We start from the raw sequence: 19,116 nt of genomic DNA on the forward strand, positions 1-19,116 counted from the left end.
ATGCTGGGAGGATGGTTGCTGAAGTTAACCCCAGCCGCCAGATTGGAACGGGCGATTTTGGACTCAGGGCGGACCTTGCACGATCAGGATGCGAAGGTCCGGGTCGGGTCATGAGTGTGAGTTCAACCGAGGGCGAGCGAACTTCCGCTTAGGGTAAAGCCACCAGGACAGCTTCAGGCGGAGCCATCACCTTCAGCACCGCTTCGTGTCGTACTGCTGGCTGGAGACGCCCCTCGTTGACGGGCACGGCCGGCCTTCGCCTTACGGCCGCGCCAGCCGCGATCCGAACGGACGAAGGCTTCCAGCATGTGCGGAATCAGGGCTGCGGCGTCCACGGGTTCGTAGAGCCGGCTGTGTTCGGCTGCATACTGGTCGAGTTCCTCCTTGAGCGGTTCCGACAGGGAGATGGTCATGCGGACGACGCCGACCTTCGGCAGCCGACCGAGCCTCAGATCCGGCATGGTTCACCTCCTGCTTGTGAGACAAAGACATGTTGACTGTTCAGATAATCGACATAGGCAACGAGGTCGCGATGAACGGCGGCAGGCAGTTCGACGGTGATCTTGACCGGACGGTCATCGCGAATGGCGGAAAGTTTCAGCTTGGTCATGATGGATCCTTTGGCGTGCCGTAACAAGAAGAAGGTCGCGATTGACAATCACGCGAACCGGGAAACCGGGCCGCACGGTGAGCGTAGGCTGGACATTGAGCTGATTGCGCACGAGCTGCTGGCCAATATCGGAGGCCGAATCCTGAGCGCTTTCGCGGATGGCCTTGGCGATTTCGCTTTCGTCGTCGCTGGACCCAAGCGATGTCCCAATGCCCAGCAATGTCGAGAGTGCTGCGGCCCGGAACATCTGGCCCCAATGACGGTCGACCTCGTCCTCCAGCCCGGAAAATCCTTCAGCGTCTGCGCCCTGCTGGCGCTCCAGCACGATCGAGGTGCCGTCAGGCATGATCAGCCGGTTCCAGACCAGCAGCACGCGCGACTGGCCGAAGGCGACGTGGCTGTCGTACTGGCCGATCAGCCTCGCACCCTGCGGGATCAGGAGATGGGATCCTGTCGGGCTGTCGTAGACATTTTCCGTGACCTGAGCGGTGATCTCGCCGGGCAGGTCGGAGCGGATGCCGGTGATAAGGGCAGCTGGAATGACGCTGCCGGCTTGCACCACATAGGGCGAGGCCTTCTCGGCGAGCCGATTGGGGCTGACTGTGCGACGGTCTGGCTCGGCATTGACGAAGGCCAGCTTGCGATCCTGCACGTTTTGCGCGGCGCCAGGATCGATCGGTGGCTCCTCGATCGGCGGTGTCGGGCCGGACAAAGTGTTCGCGACCGTGTTTGCATCCTGTCTTACCCGATGCACCCGCGCGCTGGTGTCGGTGAACAGTTTTGCCACGCGGGCGGCCTCGATCTCGGCCAGGCGGCGCTGTTCTTCCGGATCGGCGCGCGGTCCACTGATGTTCGGCGCCCCGGTCGGCTGGCCGCGCTCCTGCGCACGCAAGATCGGCCGGCCAAGATCGCCGGGCAGCGCGGGGCCGAGTTGCGGAATCCCGGCATAATCCTTCGGCAGGCTCTGCAGCCCGTCGGCGGTGGTGCGGTTTTCAGTGGTGAAGAGCTCGGGCGGTTGTTCGGTGCCGCGCCGTCCAGTGTCGAGCGCCCAAATCAACGTGCCGAGGATCGCAGCGCTGGCAACCCCACCAACCCCTATCAGCACCTTGCGCGACAATCGCGTGACCCTGGCCGGTTCGGGCCGAAGGCGCAGTTCGGCTCGAATGTCATGGTTGAGTGCATTTGCAGGGTCGCTCATCGGAACAGCCCCGCGCCAGGCTGGCGTCGTTTCGCGTCCGTCCGCACGATGCGGACGCGCTTTTCGCTCGTCTTGTCGCCGAGCCTCAATTCAGCGGCCGCAAACAGCCTATCAACGACGTAGTAATTCTGGCGAGCGCGGTAGTTGACCAGTTCTGAACCACCCGAAGGGCCGATGACGAACAGCGGCGGCATTTCCCCCTGCCCTATGCCCGACGGGAACTCGATGTAGACCTTTGCACCGTCGTCGAAGGCGCGAAGCGGCCGCCAGGGTGCGGCATCGCCCTCGATGCGGTAGCGGAAATTCAGTTTCTGGAGGTCGACGCCGGTCGCAACCGGCTTTGTGGCGGAAGCCTGCGCATTCTGGCGCCGCAGCGCAATCAGCTGGTCCTGCGGATACTGCCAGGAGACGGAGGCCATATAGGTCTTTTCGGTCGACCGGAGCTCGAGATGATAGGTGCGGCGGTCGCTGTTTATGATGAGGTTGGTCTGGAGGTCCGGCCGTGTCGGCTTCACAAGAATGTGGACCTGCTGGCGCTCCCCTGTCCCACTTTGCGTGTCGCCGATGATCCAGCGCACTGTGTCACCTGCGGCGACTGGCCCGGAGCCGACAAGCTGCTCCCCGGGCTGCAAGGCGATGTCGGTGACCTGGCCGGGTGCGGCGTAGATCTGGTAGAGCGCGCCCTCACTCCAGGGATAGAGCTGGATGGCATTGACGAAACCGTCGCGAACCGGCTGCATGCGTGCGGCCTCATTGGCCTGGCTGATCCGCTGCTTCGGATCGGCTGGCTCCGGCTTCACCTTCGTGTTCGTGGCCTCGACCGGTTTCAACTGACCAGGCAGCGGAAGCGGCTTTGGCACTTCCACCACCTTCACTGGAGCAGGTGGGTCGACTTTCTGCACGGCAGGCCTGGCATCGTCATACTGGATCTCGGGTGGAATGTATTTTTTCGAAGCACAGCCGGCGAGCGCCGTTGCTGACGTTAGTGCCAGGGCAAGGATGCGCGCCCTGGGCCCATTGCGCATGGCCGGTCTCGCCAATGTTCGTGCCGCAGACATCATGAAAGCTCCTTCGACCAGTTGATGGCATTGACGTAGACGCCGAGCGGATTGGCTTTCAGCCGGTCGGCGTCGCGGGTTGGCTGGATCACGACTGTGAGGATTGCGGTCCAGCGCTCGGTGCCGGCCAAGGTGCCGTTCTCGTAGCGGCGCTCGATCCAGGCGACGCGGAAGGAATCCGGCGAAGCACGGATGACGCTGGAAACCTCGATGGCCATCTGGAGTTTGCCCACTTTGGCAAAAGGGTCGTTCAAGCGAGCATAATCATTGAGGGAAATGGCGCCGCGGTCTGTGGTGTAATCGTAGGCGCGCAGCCAGTTTTGGCGGACGATGACCGGGTCGGCCGGAATGCTTCTGACCTGTTCGATGAAGCGGGCCAGATGCCAGGCGATCTGCGGATCGGTCGGCCGATAGTCGGCAATGGCCGGAGCGACAACTTGCGCTTCGCCGAACTTGTCGACCTCCACCACCCAGGGAACCACTGAGCCGCGCGTCGACTGCCAGACCAATGCGGATGCAAAACCGCCGGCCAAGACGAGCGAGCCGAAGGCCATCAGCCGCCAGTTTTTCGCCTGGACGCGAGCCGAGCCGATGCGCTCGTCCCAAATCTGGGCTGCACGCTGATATGGCGTCTCGGGGTGAGGCGTTTTTCCGTAACGAACAAAAGGGCGTCTAAAGGGGGTCATCGGCGGTCGTCCTGATCGAGGGAAACATTCATTGAGCCGCCGCCATCATCGCTCGAATGAACTGAATGCGCGGCGATGCTGGCGCCATGGCTCATGGCCTGGCCGCGCTTCATGCGTTTTGCCCATGCGGGCGGGGCGTCGGCACTGGTTTCGGTGGTCGACCAGTCACCGGAGGAAGCCGTTCGCGACGATCGCTCTCCACTCGTCGTAGCCCAAGCTGCCAAGCGGCCGGCCTCGTAGCTATCGGACAGGGCTGACGCGGCGCGCGACATTGCCTGCTTGACGGGTTGAACGGCAGCGCTGGCGCCAGCCTTTGCGACACCCGCCATGCCGGCGGCGATTGAGTCTGCACCACCTCTTCCAGACGTGGCTGCGGCAAGTTCCCAGGCGGCCGAAGTGCTGCCGGCCAGATGCGCGCCACCACGTGCGGCGGCTGCCGACATGCGCCCGCCTGCACTGAGCCCGCCTGCTGCGCCGCTCAATCCGGCGCGGGCGCCCATAGCGCCGGCTACGCCAAGGCCACCAACGGCGAGGCTCGTGCCAACAGCGGCACCTGCGCCCAGTTGCGGAGCACCCGAAACCAGCCCCGTCGCGATGCCGGGACCGAAGATCGACAGGCCCATCAGCGACAATGCGCCGAGAACAAGCGACAGCGCATCGGTGATCGTCGGTTGTTCGGCACCAAAGCCTTGAGTGAACTCGCCGAACAGGCCCGAGCCGATGCCGACGATGACGGCGAGCACCAGGATTTTCACGCCGGAGGCAACGATGTTGCCGAGCACTTTTTCAGCGAGGAAGGCGGTCCGGTTGAACAGCGCAAAAGGGATCAGCACGAAGCCGGCAAGCGTCGTCAGCTTGAATTCGACCAGCGTGACGAAGATCTGTACGGCGAGAACAAAGAACGCAATCAGCACGATCGCCCAAGCAATCATCAGGACCACGATCTGAACAAAATTCTCGAAGAACGAGACGTAGCCCATCAACTGGCTGGCGGCTTCGAGGATTGGATTGCCGGCATCGACGCCGACCTGCGCGACGCGGCCCGGCTGCAGCAGTGCGGCGCCCGAAAGTGCCGAGCCTCCCGCCTTCAGGCCGAGCCCGGAAAAGCTCTCGAAGACGATCCCGGCCAGACGATTGAAGTTGCCGATGATGAAGGCAAAGAAGCCGATATAGAGCGTCTTTTTCATCAGTCGGTGCAGCACGTCCTCATCAGCACCCCAAGCCCAGAACAGGCCGGCAATCGTGACGTCGATGACGATCAAAGTGGAGGTGAGGAATGCGACCTCGCCGCCGAGCAGCCCGAAGCCGGAATCGATATAGCGGGTAAAGGTCTCCAGGAAGCGATCGATCACGCCGGTGTCGTTCATGGCGCCACCGTTTCGGGATGGAACCGGTCTTCGGCGCGAGGCGGAGTTGGCGGTTGGAGCGGCAGCATTCGGCTCTGGTCCTTTTCGATCCACGGAGCCGCGTTTGGCGCGATGGGGCGGGATGGTTGCAGGAAGCGTCGGCGGCTTTCCGCCCAGGCTCTTCTGCAGGCTTCGTCGTTAACGGCCGCCATGCCGATGGCCCGGCATCGGGCAAGCTCGACCTTAGCCGGCTCGCCGCCCGGATATGCGGAGCGCGGGGAGGACGCGTCCTGCGAGCCGTCGCCGCGCAGCGCCATGGTGGCGGCGGTCATGGCGGCGCCAAGGGCAAGAACGGCTGTTATCCGGGCGGCGATCTTGAGATCCATGCGACTGTGGCCTCAGTCGTGGAACATTTTTACCGATGACGGGCTGTAGCTGCTGCCCGTCATGAAACGGCTGAACTGTTCGCGTGCCTGCTCCTGCGCGGCCGCCCGCCTCGCCTGCTCAAGGGCTTCGGCTCGTCCTTGTGCGGCCAGCATCGCAGTGAGATCGGCAACTTGCTTGGCTTGCACGGCGAGGAGCTGGTTGCCGGCCTGCGTTGCCTGAAGCACCCCGACAGCCGACTGGCTGGCACCGACCAGCTCACTCGTCTGCTCTTGTGTCCCGGCGATGTTGTCGACCGCAACGGCGCCGGTTTTCAGCGAGTGCTCGAAGGCCGACACCGAGGTCTGCCAGCGTTGACGCGCGCCGTCGACAAGCTGCTGGCTCGACAGATCCGAACCGAAATTCTCGTAAGCGGAGGTAAACTGGCTCTCGATCTCCTCGACGCTATAGGCCAGCTTGCCGGCCTCGCCGAGCAGGCTCTTCATCTCGGAGAAATTGCCCTCGATCTGGCCAAGCAGCGAGGTCGGCAGCGACGTGAGATTCTTCGCCTGGTTGATCAGCATCTGCGCTTCGTTTTGCAGCGAGGTGATCTGGTTGTGGATCTGCTCCAGGGCACGCGATGCCGAAAGCAGGTTTTCGGCATAGTTCCTCGGATCGAACACGATCAGCGCCGATGCTGGTGCCGATGACAGCGCCATGGCGACGGCGATGGTGCCGGCTGCCGCCATGCGACGGATTCGGCTGCCTGCAAGATTGGAATTCATGACGAAATCTCCTCTGTGAACTGGTCGATCACGTTGGTGAGACCTGGGATGAGGTCGGCCGCCCAGGAGAGACCGCGCTCCGCTAGCCAGGCCTCGAGGAAATGCTCTCGGCCGGCCTCGGCGATTATCCGGTCGATCGCGGCCTGGTCCGATTTGGAGGATGCGGCGCAGAGTGCCAGCGCGATTGGACCAAGCCCCAGCTCGAATAGGCGGTTGCCGCGGCGGCTTTGACAGTAATAGTCGCGCTTCGGTGTCGCTCGGGCGATGATCTCGATCTGACGATCGTTGAGACCAAAGCGTCGATAGATCTCGGCGATCTGCGGCTCGATAGCGCGCTCGTTCGGCAAGAACAGCCGCGTCTGGCAGCTTTCGACGATTGCCGGCGCGATTGGCGATCCGGCGATGTCGGAAAGCGACTGCGTGGCGAAGACCACGCTGGCGTTCTTCTTTCTCAGCGTCTTCAGCCATTCGCGCAGCTGGTCGGCGAAACCGCCATCGTCGAGCGCCAGCCAGCCCTCGTCGATGAGCAGCAGTGTCGGCCGGCCGTCCATCCTCTGCTCGATGCGGTGGAAAAGATAGGCAAGCACCGCGGGAGCAGCACCCGTGCCGATCAGGCCCTCGGTTTCGAACGCCTGGACGGAGGCTTCGCCGAGACGCTCATACTCGGCATCAAGCAGCCGGCCAAAAGCGCCGCCGATACAGTAGGGACCAAGCGCCTGTTTCAGCGGCGAGGACTGCAGCAGCACGGACAGGCCAGTCAGTGTCCTCTCCTGGACTGGCGCAGAGGCCAGCGACGTCAGCGCCGACCACAGATGTTCCTTCACCTGCGGCGTGATGGACACGCCTTCGCGCAGTAGAATGTCGAAAAGCCAGTCGGCCGCCCAGGCCCGCTCCGGCGTATGATGGATGCGGGCAAGCGGCTGCAGCGACACGGTGTCAACGTCGTCCGACAGATCGGTCAAAGTGAGCAAGGGCAACGGATCGTCAGACCCCTGCCCGCTTGCGGTATCGCTTCCGAGATTGTGCCAGTCACCATTCATGGCGAGTATGGCCGCGCGGATTGAGCCGCCGAAATCAAAGGCAAAGACCTGGCTGTTCTGGTAACGCCGGAACTGCAGCGTGATCATCGCCAACAGGACCGACTTGCCAGCGCCCGTCGGGCCGATGACGAGGGTGTGGCCGACGTCTCCAACATGCAGGCCGAACCGGAACGGTGTGGCGCCCTCCGTTCTGGCGAAGAACAGCGGCGGCGCTCCAAGATGCTCGTTCTCGATCGGACCTGCCCAGACCGCGGAGAGCGGAATCATATGGGCGAGGTTGAGCGTCGAAAGCGGCGGCTGGCGAACATTGGCATAGACATGGCCAGGGATGCCGCCCAGCCAGGCTTCGACAGCGTTGACGCCCTCGGCGATGCAGGTGAAGTCCCGGCTTTGAATGACCTTTTCGACCAGACGCAGCTTTTCGTCGGCAATCGACGGATCGGCATCCCAGACCGTCACGGTGGCAGTGACATAGGCTTCGCCGATCTGGTCAGAGCCCAGGTCCTGGAGCGCCGCGTCCGCATCGGCCGCCTTGTTGGCGGCGTCCGTGTCGACGAGAACGGATGCCTCGTTGGTCATCACCTCTTTGAGGATCGCGGCGACGGATTTCCGCTTCGCGAACCACTGACGGCGTATCTTCGTCACCAACTTGGTCGCGTCGGTCTTGTCGAGCATGATCGCCCGCGTGGACCAGCGGTAGGGGAAGGCAAGGCGATTAAGATCGTCGAGAATCCCCGGGAAGGTCATCGTCGGAAACCCGGTGATGGTGAGTGTGCGCAGATGCGCATCGCCAAGCCTCGGCTCTAATCCGCCGGCCAACGGCTGATCGACAAGCAGAGCATCGAGATGCATCGGCGTTTCCGGTACGCGAACGCGATGCCGCTTGGTCGAAATGGTTGAGTGTAAGTAACTCAGTGTCTCTCCGTCATCGAGCCAGTCAGCTTCGGGAACGAAGCCCTCGACGAGGTTGAGCACGCGGTCGGTGCGGTCGACAAAAATCTTCAGGAGCTCCCAAGGATCGACGCCGGTCCTTTCCCGGCCTTCGTAGAGCCAACTCTCCATGCGCGACGCTTCCTCGGCCGGAGGCAGCCACACGAAGGTGAGGAAGTAGCTGCTTTCAAACAGCACACCGGAGTCTTCGAACTGTTCGCGACGCTCGATGTCGAGAAGTGCGGATGCGCAATCCGGGAACCGGCTGTCTGGGTAGCCGCTGGCAGGATTGCGCTGCGCTTCGACAAAAATTGCCCAGCCGGAGCCGAGCCGGCGCAGCGCGCCGTTGAGCCGCGCGGTCGTGCCAACCAGCTCCGCCGGCGTCGCGGAGTCCAGATCCGGCCCGCGAAAACGCGCCGTCCTTTGAAAACTGCCATCCTGTTGAGCACCACGCCCGGCGCCGCCAGGGCAGCCCACGGCAGATAGTCGATGAGGCTGGCGCCGTTCTTTCGGTATTCCGCGAGGTTCATCATGATGAGGACCTCAACAGCCGAAGTGCGAGGGATAGCGAAGGTGCCGGCGAACCACGTCGACGAACTGCGCATCGCGCCTTGCCGCCCAGACGGCCGCGAAATGCCCGACCGCCCAGATGATGAGCCCCGCGATCCACAAGCGAAGCCCCAATCCGATCGCGCAGGCCAGCGTGCCGTTGGCGATGGCGACCGCACGCGGCGCGCCGCCGAGCAGGATCGGTTCGGTGAGCGCACGATGCACCGGCGCGAAAAACCCGCGGACTTCCTCCTCCATCAGATCAGCGCTCCGCCGCCGAAGGAGAAAAAGGACAGGAAGAACGAACTTGCCGCGAAAGCGATCGACAGCCCGAAGACGATCTGGATCAGCCGGCGAAATCCGCCTGACGTGTCGCCGAAGGCGAGCGACAAACCGGTGATGATGATGATGATCACCGCCACGATCTTGGCGACTGGCCCCTCGATTGACTCAAGGATTTGCTGAAGCGGCTCCTCCCAGGGCATGGAGGAACCGGCAGCATGGGCGGGCGCAGTCGTTATGATCGCGGCGGTCGCCGCATACGACAGCTCCACGGCAAGTTTGCGGATAGCCGATGAATTGAAGCGGATCTGGGTCATTCTGAAGCTCCATAGGGAGAGTGGCGATTCATGGTCGTTGTGGTCTCGAAATTTGCTTCCAGGGTGCGGTAGTCGCCGGTGGCCGGATCGAGCCCGTCGACCAGGGCGATCTGGACGAGCCGGCGCGCTGAGCCGCGGCCAGCGAGAACTGCGATGAGATCTATGGTTTCGCCAATCAGTGCGCGCGGAACCGTAATGACCACCTCCTGCACGAGCTGCTCCAGTCGCCGCAGTGCGCCAATGGCAGAATTGGCGTGGATGGTGCCGATGCCGCCGGGATGGCCAGTGCCCCAGGCCTTCAACAGATCGAGCGCTTCCGCACCGCGTACCTCGCCGATCGGAATGCGATCGGGCCGAAGGCGTAACGACGACTTCACCAGATCGGAAAGCGAGGCGACACCGTCCTTGGTGCGCAGCGCCACAAGATTGGGCGCAGCACACTGCAGCTCTCGCGTATCCTCGATCAGCACGACGCGGTCGGCGGTTTTAGCGACCTCCGCCAGCAACGCGTTCACGAGCGTGGTCTTGCCCGTCGACGTGCCGCCGGCCACCAGCACGTTCTTCCGTGTCTTCACGGCAAGCTGCAGGACGCCAGCCTGGGCTTCGGTCATGATGCCGGCGGCGACATAGTCTTGAAGCGTGAACACCGCGACTGCCGGCTTGCGGATGGCGAAGGTTGGCGCCGTGACAACAGGCGGCAACAGACCCTCGAACCGTTCGCCGGTCCCGGGCAGTTCGGCCGAAACGCGCGGCGAGCCCGAATGCACCTCCGCACCGACATGGTGCGCGACCAGCCTGACGATCCGTTCGCCGTCGGCCGCGATCAGTATTTCATTGCTTGCAACGAGTCCTTCGCTGAGACGATCAACCCACAGGCGACCGTCGGGATTGAGCATCACCTCGACAATGGCTGGATCGTCAAGGAAGCCTGCGATGGCCGGGCCGAGGGCGGTGCGCAGCATGCGCGTGCCGCGCGACACCGCTCCCTTGCTGGCATGATGGTTGGTCGCCATGCGGGGTCCCCGTTTCTCGCCACGAACTGATTCGTGGCGCGGTCGGGGATCATTAGAAAAGGCAGGAGCGCTGGCCTTGCAACAAGCAAAACCGGCGATCGTGGCATGACGTGCAGAGACTTGCGAAATGCGGTGCGGCGACCGCGATAGCTCAGCAACCGGTGCCCGACTGGCTATCTCCGCTCCAGCAGAACAGCCGGCTATATCTAGGGCCGCAAGCGAAGCCCGATTGGGAAGTCATTATTGGCATCGACGTTCCAAGGATCGGCTCGACGTGCATGTTTTGCCGTCCGGCGAGGCGTTCTCGGTGGGTATGACCATGCCGGGGTGGAGGCTCTGGTTCGGCGATTGGCAGCCCTTTCGCCGGCCGTTGTCGGATTGGAGTCGACAGGCAGCTTCGAGAGACTGGCGGTCGCCGCCTTGGCAGGCAACGGCCTGGCGATTGTCATGATCAATCCGGCGCGGGTGTAGGCGAGGCTAGCAGGTATGTTGAAGAGCCTAGAGAACTATGGTGGAAATTGCCAGAAAGGTTGATTTTTGAAGTTTCTCGTGTCCCTGAATATCAAAAATCCGGCCACCGTTGCTCTCGCCGATGAACTCGCACGCCGCCAGGGTATCAGTAAGACAGCAGCCATCCATCAAGCGCTTGCATCGCTTGGGCTTTGGAGAGACCGCTCAGGAGCGTCTGCTGGCAGAATTGCGCGCCATCCGAGAAAGAGTGGCACGATTGCCTGAACTGGATACTCGCAGCGACGAGGAGATCATCGGGTATGACGAGCATGGAATCCCTAACTGATGGTGATCGATACCTCAGCTGTTGTAGCGATCCTTCGGAGCGAGCCTGAGGCAGCAAGGCTGGAACGAGCGCTGGTCTCCCGACCCAATCCGACGGGTCCCGGCAACCGGGGTGCCCGAGGCACGCATGGTGCTGGTCAGCAGGCGCGGCGAACACGAGATTGGCCGAGATCGATCTTTGGCTGCGCAAAATCGAGGCCGACATCATTCCTGTCGACTCCGAATTGGTTGATCTGGCGACCCAGGGTTGGCTGACCTACGGCAAAGGCCACCACCCGGCGGCGCTGAATTTTGCCGATTTCCTGTCCTATGCTTTGGCAAAGCGTGCAGACGAACCGCTGCTTTTCATCGGCAAAGACTTCTTCCAAACGAATATCGAACCGGCATGAGCACGAGACTCTAGGATCACCGGCTGTCTCCAGCTTGAACCCTGTAATAGCGCCAATTAGTTTCGATCCTGTCGGCTGGGCCTGCATCAAGGGGTGTCGTGCCAATTGGTCCCAAAGCAGGGCAAGCTGGCGTCTTTCGTCCCTCCGATCTGGCGCTGCTGGGCCGCGTCTTCGATCGGTTGGAAGTTGAGGGCCAATCCAGCCGGCAAACATGTTGCTCAGACATTCACGGCCGCGACGCTGGTTGTGCGAACAAATGATGGGCCTCGTCGAAAACGGCCCTTGGGAGGACCCGAAGCTCGCTTGCTTCGTAGGGGAGATGCTCGAGATACTGCGTCGTCAGCCGGGCAACCACTTGCGCTTGGGCCAGGTCGCGACGGCGCTTGATTGGCTCGCGATCAGCTCGTTTTGAGACCCAGAATTTGTGAGCGGCAAAAATACGCGGATCGGGTGCCACGAGCCGTAACGGTCCGCCTTTTTCATCGATGGCGATTGCTTCGAAAGCAGGGGCATTTTCCAACCATGCCAGGCCGGCGATCTCGGCGGCCACCAATTCGTCGTCAGCCTTCCCGATAGTTTCCCGGCTCGGCTTCCACGCCGGGTTTGCGAGCGGTTTGATCAGATCGACGAGATATCCGTCGCGGTTCACCGCGCGGAATGTGGCGGATGAACGCTCGAAAGACCGATCAACCTTGCGCAAAAGGTTGATGAGCGCTCCATCTTCGACGTTGGCGCCAGACATGATCCTGAGGGACTGGCGCGAGTCCATGAGGAGATCGATATCTTGCGTCGATGTGATTCCGGGATCCACGAACACTCCGGCCGCCGCCTCATAGGCGTAGATCGCATTCGTGCCTGCAATACGAATGCCTTCCCCGAGAAGACCGGCGTTATCGATTGCTCTGATAATTCTTGCGGCGATCAGGGGAACACGCCCAAGCCGGAGCGCGCGATTGACAGCAGATTGGCGCTCCATCTGCTCCTGTCGCGCAGAGAGCGTTTCTTGGGCGAACGCGCGAGCTGCTTCCCAATTCGCCTTGACAGCTTCGCTCGCCGGCGAGCGCCGACCCTCTGCCTTTTGGTGTCGTACGCCAGCGGCGTCGTAGTAGCTTCGCATCAAATGGTCGATGCCGTTCACGGTGTGCCAGACGAGGGATCCCCGAAAGCTCTTCGCCTTCCTTTGGGCCTCTTGGAGCGCAATGAAACGTTGGTCGGAATTGACCTTTTCCCGACGTTGATCGTTATTTAATTCAACAAAATCAATCAATTCAACAGTTACCATACGTTTAGCTCAGAGCTGTTGCAAGACAGAATAGGCGGCGGAGCGCCCGATTGCAACAGCTCTCACGTGATTCCACTGCGACTGTTGAAGTAACTGTATTAATTAACAATATTACGACGGAGCGGCTTTTCTACGGCAGCGCAGTCGAAGCAAAAGCGCCGCTCGAACGCGGCCTTCGCTGGTTTTATTCGATCCCCAGACCGGGCCGGTGCGAACGGTCTGAGAAAGCTACCAACATGGCGATGGTGGTCATTCGTCACCTCAAGCCGATCCGCTCGATTTGCAACTCCGCGGATGTCGTGACAAAGCTCCCTTTCCCCCGGCTTGGAAGTGCTTAGCTGTCGTCCTTGTAAGACTTGGCGGCATTATCGATCTTACGCCAGTCGTTTCCGTGGCGCCGCACAAGCTCCCGCGCCTGGGCTGGCGATACACTTGCGTTTCGACGATGTGGTTCACTTCCGTCTCCTCGCTTTCAGGGGACGCGAACGAGGGCTCGTTGGCCGTTTGGCAATGGGGTTTTGCATCTAGTCTGGGCATGAATGGACCTCTCCTGGAGCAGAATAAACGGTCCGGCGCGGCGAAGCTTTCCCACGCTAGCATTCAGCAGTTTCACCGATCGCCTCATTGGCTGCCCCTAGCGGCTCTGACCATACGTTCTGGTGCTCTTGGACCCAAATGAACTGCACCACGTTGTTTGCGAGCAGTGCTGTGCTTCGCAATCTGATGGAAAAATCCGACGCCCCTGCTGCACCGCAGCCAGCTCCTGGAGCCGAAGCGCGCTTTCCGTACGATCGCGCGGCGGTTGAGCGGTTTCGACAGGCATTTCCGCGCGCCAGGTGGAGTTACGAGCGCAAAAGCTGGTTCGTGCCGGGAAAGACTGCCGCGCGGCGCATCCAGCGCTGGCAGGCGCAAGAGGCGGATCTACGAGTAGCACATGATGACAGCAAGGGACGGGATGCCTTCGCCTTCGATCCCCTGTCGAGCCGGTATCTGGAAGTCGCGGACGACCTGCGCATCCGCACGCCATATTCGCGGACGGTTCTCGAAGAACTGCGAGCCGTTCCATGGGCGAGCTGGGACGACGAACTGCGGGCCTGGAGGGTGCCTTTCCGCTCCTACGAGGAGTTGAGGCGCCATTGGCCAAGTATCGAAAGGGCCGCACGCCGCGCAGAACCGGAGGAGAGGAAACGGCGACGGGAAGCATCCAAAGACTCCGAGGAATATAAAGCCGCTAGATTGCGGTATGCCGAACGCAGGCGACGTCGCTATCCACTGCCCCCTGACGATTTACCCCGGCTTGGCCGTGCCGTGGCGACGGAGCAATACGGCATCGTGGTCTTCACCGAGATTTCGGGTGAACTCGTCAACGCCTCGGAGTTAGCAGCGTTCTATCCGCATTTGATCGAGGCGAACGTCGACCATGTCTGGGGCAGATGGCGTCCGGCGACGTTGGCTGAATTGATTAGAACATGGCCCGCTCGGCGTGCTGCCGAGTTAGCGGAACGGCAACGAGGCTGGTGGCAACCAACGCTGCCCGAACTCAGGATAGCTCGCCAAAAAGCTCGAAGCGTGGCCCGAAGAAGGGCAAGGCTTGGGCCGCTTCCAACGTCTGTCCGGTTGCTCTAGTGTTGAAATGTCAACCGATCGGAACCTTCCATGTGCAGCAATTGCGAACAACATATGAGCTGGCTGAACATTGCCGGATGATGGCGTCGCTGCCTTGAAGATCGGGACGAATGAAACCGAACTTGACCTGCCGTAGGCGCGCGACACCCGCATCAATGATCTGGCTCCAATAACCCGCGTGGCAGCTGAAGCCAGCGTCGGCGTTCTTCGAATTTACCGGACGAAGTACCCGAAGGCGAAGGATCCATTTTCGCTCCACGCTCCGCGTTTATGGCCATCGCCGACCGAGAGGAAGTTCGCCGTTCCGCTAACACGGGCCTGGGCGCGCCAAGGTCATCGCTGAATGTAAAGCCATTTCTGCAGAATTCGACGCACACAATGCCGATCCGAGGCCAACTGGGAGTGCATACCCCAGCTTGGCATTGTGCGGAACCGTACGAAGCCGATTGCAAGCAACCAACCTGGTTGGCCGGGCATTAGCAAAGCATCAATTTGGAAAGCATCGGGAGGAAGACCATGCTGCACGTTAACATGCCTCGCGAATTTGAGGTCGGCGATGAGGTTGCGCTGGCAGGTACCGTCATCACGATTCTCCCCAGCGGGCGCGCCAGGGTGAGCATTCCTTCGTATGACCATCCTTATACGATTGATCCGCCACCCAAAGTCCGGGCCGGCGACCGAGTGGTTCTTGTTGGGGATGTCACCCGCATCGATTGCCGGGCGAACAAACTCTCTGTGCGGATTGACTGCGGCGGGGTGATCACGGTCGACAAGTCGGCGATCACTCGGCTGAGAAAGCACCGCCGGACTTCAGCGGGTTGACGCTCCGGCGATACAACGGCCGGTGTCGGCGTAGGGAAGATGCCAACGCCTTTGGACAGCCCAAGGGTGCGGCGCGGTCCAGCCGGATATGGAGCGGACGAACGGATAAATGGGAGCTCGACGGCTAGGGCACGCGTCCAGCGTAGTGCGTCCCTGGCGTCTTCGAGATTACTGGTGAAGCAAGTCGCAACCGCGCCTCACCTGCCGTCCAGCGTTCGGATTCGCGATCGTCGCTCTCGGCAACAGGCGGCGCGCCCGTCCAGGACGTGTCTCACGTGTGCGCTGTGGAAGGAGATGCCCAGCACATTTCGGGTGAAGGCAGCGCGGGCATCGCGATTGATCGTAACCTTTCTGTGCAACGAGCGCCTGATCGCCGGTCAGCAGTTTCAATCGCGATGGGCTCCGGCTCGTACCCATTATGGAGATCACATGTTCGTCCCGGGCCCCGATGCCGGCAATAGGTCTGCTTCGGAGCGTCGCGACGGAACTGGGCGACATGGTTGCGGTGGAGTAAGCGCCCTCCCCTGGGTTAACAACCCGGTCGGTGACGGCCGCGACCGCATCGACAACAACCGCAACGGCAATCAAGTCGTCGCTGAAAGGCCGCAAGGTGTCTGTCACGACATAGCGTGCTGGCGAAGCTCCGCCCTTGCGACGGAGAATCGTTGTAAGCCGATCACACGGCAACGCCGGGGCAGATGAGCGAGAACTTACCCTCGGTGTTGGTCTCGACCAGGCTGGACGTTCGTCGAGGGTCGTCGGTAACTGCCGACTACGAGTGAAGGTCGTAGGGCTCGTGGCCCAGCTCGTTGTGAATGAAGCGCCTCTGCCATACACCTGATGTCCAACGCCTGGCCGCACGCCGGGCAGACGACGAAATACTCCTCCTCCCGAAGCGGCGATGCATCGTGGTCTTGGGGGATGACGATGTCATTGTATTCGTCGGGCATTGGGTCCTCCGGCAACGCCGCCCGCCATGCTGGAACGCCTGCCGGCAGGATTTGTTTCAAAGTTACTGCGCCTAAGAAGAAGCCCTGGGCATCGATCGTGGCCCGATGTCCGGTTTCGGTGGCAATAACCCTTGCCGAGGCCCGCCGCTCCGATGAACGGTGATCTGATGGGCATCAACTGCGCAAAATAGCTCCGAAATCGGGCACTGGGGTTGGGCTGTTGAAGCGCCTGTCTTGCCGGCAGCTCATCCAGTCGCTGGCGGCGCTGGCGGGACATCGTCGGCTATTTCTTGCCTCAGCCTTGGTCCTTTGCTGAGCCGGCGACCGAGCGCATCGACGAAATTGTCATAACGCTGCAAACCCTTCGCGCGGGCTTCGGCCTGAGCGGATTCCGGCAAGGCTGGGGTCGAGTTGAGCCAAAACCGGACGAACAATGCTAGCGTCTCAATAGCAATTCCGACGTCACGCTCGACACGCTGCACGCGTCGATCGATCTGGTCGAGGCGGCGAGTTATCGCCGCTTGCTTCCGCTCTTCGGCATCCGGCGACAGAAACGATGCGAGCGCAGCCTCGGCGACCAGTGACAGCGAGACCTCGCGCCGCCCAGCGTAATCGGCCAGTCCGTTCATCACGTCAGGATCAAGATAGGCAGACAGACGTTTTTTCTTCGCGTTCTTCATGGGCTCAAAGCTCAATGCCATCACTGGGGTCAAGAGCGGCCTGACGTGCTGCGCGCCTCATAGCCTGATCGACACCACGACGGCGCATGGCGTCATTGTCGGGCTCGTCCCGGTCAAGATCGAACTCATCGTCGCGCTGTGTTGTTCGCTCCGGTGCGATGTCCTCGTGTTCGGGAAGCTCGGGCTGGCGGCGGATGCCGCCATTGGCCGGATCGTCGTCCTGCTGATCCGTGACGGACCTCGCTTCTTGAGAATTGCCCTCCTGCTTCATGAGAACCGTCGTTCCGGTCCAGTCGTCAGAGCGTTCGGCTTTCAAGCTCTCTCCGGCTTTCGGTGGCGGCAGGACACGCTCGGCAAGCCGCTGATCGGCGAAGTAGCGTGCCTTCTTCGCTCGGATTGGGAACTGGCCCGAGATCATGACGATTGCGTCGGTGGGCGGCAGCTGCATGATCTCGCCCGGCGTCATCAGAGCGCGCGCCGTTTCCTGCCGCGACACCATCAGATGCCCGAGCCAGGGCGACAATCTGTGGCCGGCATAGTTTTTCATGGCGCGCAACTCGGTCGCGGTCCCCAAAGAGTCTGAGACGCGCTTGGCTGTCCGCTCGTCATTGGTGGCGAAGCTTACCCGTACGTGACAATTGTCAAGGATGGAATTGTTCGGTCCGTAGGCCTTCTCGATCTGATTGAGTGATTGTGCGATCAGGAACGACTTGATGCCATAGCCGGCCATGAAGGCCAGCGCGCTTTCGAAGAAATCAAGCCGGCCGAGCGCCGGGAACTCGTCGAGCATCATCAACAGACGCTGTCGATGATCCTTCGCATGGAGATCTTCCGTCAGTCGGCGGCCGATCTGGTTAAGCACGAGGCGGATTAGCGGCTTTGTGCGGCTGATATCCGATGGCGGCACGACCAAATAGAGGGTCGTCGGCCGTTTCTCCTCGACAAGGTCGGCGATCCGCCAGTGGCAACATGACGTCACCTTGGCCACAACCGGATCGCGGTAGAGGCCCAGAAAACTCATGGCCGTCGAGAGCACGCCGGAGCGCTCGTTTTCGGATTTGTTGAGCAGTTCTCGGGCAGCCGACGCGACGACCGGGTGCGGGACGGCATCGCCCAAATGCCGGGTCAGCATCATGGCGCGCAACGTCGTCTCGATTGGCCTCTGTGGATCGGAGAGGAAGTTCGCCACACCGGCAAGGGTCTTGTCTTTCTCCGCATAGAGCACATGCAGTATGGCGCCGACCAGCAGCGCATGGCTGGTCTTCTCCCAGTGGTTGCGGCGTTCCAATGTGCCTTCCGGGTCGACCAGGACATCCGCCACGTTCTGCACATCTCGAACTTCCCGCTCGCCTCGTCGCACTTCCAGCAGAGGGTTATAGGCCGCGGATGCGGCATTGGTCGGATCGAACAGAAGCACCCGGCCGAAATGTGCGCGCCATCCGGCCGTCAGTTCCCAGTTTTCGCCTTTGATGTCGTGGACAATTGCCGAACCCGGCCAAGTCAGCAGCGACGGCACGACCAAGCCAACACCCTTGCCGCTTCGGGTCGGCGCAAAACACAGCACGTGTTCGGGACCGTCATGGCGTAGATAGTCGTGGTCGAGCTTGCCGAGCACCACGCCATCAGGACCGACTATGCCTGCGGCTCTGATTTCGGCTCGCGTCGCCCAGCGTGCCGAGCCATAGGTCGCGGAGTCCTTTGCCTCGCGCGCGCGCCATACCGACATCCCGATCGCGGTGGCGATCGCCATCAGGCTGCCGCTTGCCGCAATCGCCGCGCCCTCAACAAAGACCTTCGGCGCGTAGGCGTCATAGAAAAACCACCACCAGAAAAATGCCGGCGGGGGATAAATGGGCTGTCCCGCCAGTTCGAACCAGGACGGACCGAGTTGGCTCTGAAAGCCGAGCCGCCATGCCGTCCATTGTGTCGCTGCCCATGTTGTCACGAGGACGAACCCAAGGGTGGTGAGGACCTGTCCCCACAAAATCTTGGTTGCCGGCACTTGTCGTGTCTCCGATCTGATGACCCGAACAACGAAGAAAGACCGAGTGTCGAGATATGCAAGCGGAAGGAGTTGTCAAAAGCGGCAGGACGTACTGTGAGATAGAAAGACTTGCAGAATTCGGTGCGAGACTTCTTTGGAAAGTATTTCACTTGGGCAGAGAGATCAGAGTCGGGTCGTTGCCATTGCGCCACCATGGAACAATCGTGACTGTTCTCATTCTGGTGGTCGTGAAGGAGATCAACTAAATCGCAGATCTGCACAACGATCCCACTTGCGCCTCGAATGGGAAAGGGGTCCGACACCTGGCTGTCGTAAGCAGATGAGTTGTCCGGGTTAGGTAGCAGACGAGTTGTCCGGTTTGATCTTCAGCGAACGGAGGCTGGGGATGAG

At 61.5% G+C, this 19,116-nt stretch carries 17 protein-coding genes and 2 pseudogenes; 4 read left to right on the forward strand and 15 right to left on the reverse strand.

Annotated elements, in window-relative coordinates:
- Positions 1 to 173 precede the first annotated feature (173 nt).
- The 12 genes from NKJ73_RS31155 to trbB form a co-directional block, all read right to left on the reverse strand.
- Positions 174 to 461: a DUF2274 domain-containing protein gene (locus NKJ73_RS31155; protein WP_352572196.1), complete on the reverse strand. Its 288-nt coding sequence runs from the start codon at positions 459 to 461 to the stop codon at positions 174 to 176.
- Complete coding sequence (locus NKJ73_RS31160) at positions 449 to 610, reverse strand: DUF2274 domain-containing protein (protein ID WP_502905410.1); 162 nt, start codon at positions 608 to 610, stop codon at positions 449 to 451. Before NKJ73_RS31160 ends, NKJ73_RS31155 begins: the two co-directional genes overlap by 13 nt.
- Positions 576 to 1,808: a TraB/TrbI/VirB10 family type IV secretion system protein gene (locus NKJ73_RS31165; RefSeq protein WP_352572197.1), complete on the reverse strand. Its 1,233-nt coding sequence runs from the start codon at positions 1,806 to 1,808 to the stop codon at positions 576 to 578. The genes NKJ73_RS31160 and NKJ73_RS31165 overlap by 35 nt, the downstream gene beginning before the upstream one ends.
- Positions 1,805 to 2,833: a P-type conjugative transfer protein TrbG gene (trbG, locus tag NKJ73_RS31170; protein WP_352572198.1), complete on the reverse strand. Its 1,029-nt coding sequence runs from the start codon at positions 2,831 to 2,833 to the stop codon at positions 1,805 to 1,807. The genes NKJ73_RS31165 and trbG overlap by 4 nt, the downstream gene beginning before the upstream one ends.
- 32 nt (positions 2,834 to 2,865) lie before the next feature.
- Positions 2,866 to 3,552, reverse strand: coding sequence for a conjugal transfer protein TrbF (gene trbF, locus NKJ73_RS31175; RefSeq protein ID WP_352572199.1), 687 nt, complete (start codon positions 3,550 to 3,552; stop codon positions 2,866 to 2,868).
- Complete coding sequence (trbL, locus tag NKJ73_RS31180) at positions 3,549 to 4,919, reverse strand: P-type conjugative transfer protein TrbL (RefSeq protein ID WP_352572200.1); 1,371 nt, start codon at positions 4,917 to 4,919, stop codon at positions 3,549 to 3,551. The genes trbF and trbL overlap by 4 nt, the downstream gene beginning before the upstream one ends.
- On the reverse strand, positions 4,916 to 5,284 hold the full coding sequence (trbK-alt, locus tag NKJ73_RS31185) for a putative entry exclusion protein TrbK-alt (protein WP_352572201.1): 369 nt from the start codon (positions 5,282 to 5,284) through the stop codon (positions 4,916 to 4,918). The genes trbL and trbK-alt overlap by 4 nt, the downstream gene beginning before the upstream one ends.
- Positions 5,285 to 5,296: 12 nt before the next feature.
- Entirely contained in the window at positions 5,297 to 6,046 is a 750-nt protein-coding gene (gene trbJ / locus NKJ73_RS31190) for a P-type conjugative transfer protein TrbJ (RefSeq protein WP_502905411.1), read from the reverse strand.
- Complete coding sequence (gene trbE / locus NKJ73_RS31195) at positions 6,043 to 8,493, reverse strand: conjugal transfer protein TrbE (protein ID WP_502905412.1); 2,451 nt, start codon at positions 8,491 to 8,493, stop codon at positions 6,043 to 6,045. Before trbE ends, trbJ begins: the two co-directional genes overlap by 4 nt.
- Positions 8,494 to 8,559: 66 nt before the next feature.
- Complete coding sequence (locus NKJ73_RS31200; protein ID WP_352572202.1) at positions 8,560 to 8,823, reverse strand: VirB3 family type IV secretion system protein; 264 nt, start codon at positions 8,821 to 8,823, stop codon at positions 8,560 to 8,562.
- The gene (locus NKJ73_RS31205; protein WP_352572203.1) at positions 8,823 to 9,164 is read right to left on the reverse strand and encodes a TrbC/VirB2 family type IV secretion system protein; all 342 of its coding nucleotides are present in this window, start codon (positions 9,162 to 9,164) and stop codon (positions 8,823 to 8,825) included. The genes NKJ73_RS31200 and NKJ73_RS31205 overlap by 1 nt, the downstream gene beginning before the upstream one ends.
- Positions 9,161 to 10,177 (reverse strand): P-type conjugative transfer ATPase TrbB, encoded by a 1,017-nt coding sequence (gene trbB, locus NKJ73_RS31210; protein WP_352572204.1) that lies wholly within the window; start codon positions 10,175 to 10,177, stop codon positions 9,161 to 9,163. The genes NKJ73_RS31205 and trbB overlap by 4 nt, the downstream gene beginning before the upstream one ends.
- A gap of 549 nt (positions 10,178 to 10,726) precedes the next feature.
- Between trbB and NKJ73_RS31215 the strand changes: the two are divergent.
- Together NKJ73_RS31215 and NKJ73_RS31220 are read left to right on the forward strand one after the other, a co-directional pair.
- Positions 10,727 to 10,973 (forward strand): annotated as a pseudogene (locus NKJ73_RS31215) (type II toxin-antitoxin system VapB family antitoxin).
- Positions 10,973 to 11,361, forward strand: a pseudogene (locus tag NKJ73_RS31220) (type II toxin-antitoxin system VapC family toxin). The pseudogenes NKJ73_RS31215 and NKJ73_RS31220 overlap by 1 nt, the downstream one beginning before the upstream one ends.
- 226 nt (positions 11,362 to 11,587) lie before the next feature.
- Here NKJ73_RS31220 and NKJ73_RS31225 read toward each other — a convergent pair.
- Complete coding sequence (locus NKJ73_RS31225) at positions 11,588 to 12,643, reverse strand: GSU2403 family nucleotidyltransferase fold protein (RefSeq protein WP_352572205.1); 1,056 nt, start codon at positions 12,641 to 12,643, stop codon at positions 11,588 to 11,590.
- A gap of 723 nt (positions 12,644 to 13,366) precedes the next feature.
- Between NKJ73_RS31225 and NKJ73_RS31230 the strand changes: the two genes are divergently transcribed.
- A complete protein-coding gene (locus NKJ73_RS31230; RefSeq protein WP_352572210.1) occupies positions 13,367 to 14,269 on the forward strand; it encodes a hypothetical protein in 903 nt (300 codons plus the stop codon).
- 516 nt (positions 14,270 to 14,785) lie between these two features.
- Entirely contained in the window at positions 14,786 to 15,091 is a 306-nt protein-coding gene (locus NKJ73_RS31235) for a hypothetical protein (protein WP_352572206.1), read from the forward strand.
- 1,195 nt (positions 15,092 to 16,286) lie between these two features.
- Here the strand turns inward: NKJ73_RS31235 and NKJ73_RS31240 are convergent.
- Positions 16,287 to 16,742, reverse strand: coding sequence for a CopG family transcriptional regulator (locus NKJ73_RS31240; RefSeq protein ID WP_502905413.1), 456 nt, complete (start codon positions 16,740 to 16,742; stop codon positions 16,287 to 16,289).
- Positions 16,726 to 18,723 (reverse strand): conjugal transfer protein TraG, encoded by a 1,998-nt coding sequence (locus NKJ73_RS31245; RefSeq protein WP_352572207.1) that lies wholly within the window; start codon positions 18,721 to 18,723, stop codon positions 16,726 to 16,728. Before NKJ73_RS31245 ends, NKJ73_RS31240 begins: the two co-directional genes overlap by 17 nt.
- Positions 18,724 to 19,116: the final 393 nt, after the last annotated feature.

Origin of the sequence: Mesorhizobium sp. M0074, assembly GCF_040322975.1 — a bacterium.
Classification (GTDB): Bacteria; Pseudomonadota; Alphaproteobacteria; order Rhizobiales; family Rhizobiaceae; genus Mesorhizobium.

Coding starts and splice junctions, on each gene's coding strand:
- NKJ73_RS31155 (WP_352572196.1), bottom strand. CDS start 461: ATGCCGGATCTGAGGCTCGGTCGGCTGCCGAAGGTCGGCGTCGTCCGC.
- NKJ73_RS31160 (WP_502905410.1), bottom strand. CDS start 610: ATGACCAAGCTGAAACTTTCCGCCATTCGCGATGACCGTCCGGTCAAG.
- NKJ73_RS31165 (WP_352572197.1), bottom strand. CDS start 1,808: ATGAGCGACCCTGCAAATGCACTCAACCATGACATTCGAGCCGAACTG.
- trbG (WP_352572198.1), bottom strand. CDS start 2,833: ATGCGCAATGGGCCCAGGGCGCGCATCCTTGCCCTGGCACTAACGTCA.
- trbF (WP_352572199.1), bottom strand. CDS start 3,552: ATGACCCCCTTTAGACGCCCTTTTGTTCGTTACGGAAAAACGCCTCAC.
- trbL (WP_352572200.1), bottom strand. CDS start 4,919: ATGAACGACACCGGCGTGATCGATCGCTTCCTGGAGACCTTTACCCGC.
- trbK-alt (WP_352572201.1), bottom strand. CDS start 5,284: ATGGATCTCAAGATCGCCGCCCGGATAACAGCCGTTCTTGCCCTTGGC.
- trbJ (WP_502905411.1), bottom strand. CDS start 6,046: ATGAATTCCAATCTTGCAGGCAGCCGAATCCGTCGCATGGCGGCAGCC.
- NKJ73_RS31200 (WP_352572202.1), bottom strand. CDS start 8,823: ATGGAGGAGGAAGTCCGCGGGTTTTTCGCGCCGGTGCATCGTGCGCTC.
- NKJ73_RS31205 (WP_352572203.1), bottom strand. CDS start 9,164: ATGACCCAGATCCGCTTCAATTCATCGGCTATCCGCAAACTTGCCGTG.
- trbB (WP_352572204.1), bottom strand. CDS start 10,177: ATGGCGACCAACCATCATGCCAGCAAGGGAGCGGTGTCGCGCGGCACG.
- NKJ73_RS31225 (WP_352572205.1), bottom strand. CDS start 12,643: ATGGTAACTGTTGAATTGATTGATTTTGTTGAATTAAATAACGATCAA.
- NKJ73_RS31230 (WP_352572210.1), top strand. CDS start 13,367: ATGGAAAAATCCGACGCCCCTGCTGCACCGCAGCCAGCTCCTGGAGCC.
- NKJ73_RS31235 (WP_352572206.1), top strand. CDS start 14,786: ATGCTGCACGTTAACATGCCTCGCGAATTTGAGGTCGGCGATGAGGTT.
- NKJ73_RS31240 (WP_502905413.1), bottom strand. CDS start 16,742: ATGGCATTGAGCTTTGAGCCCATGAAGAACGCGAAGAAAAAACGTCTG.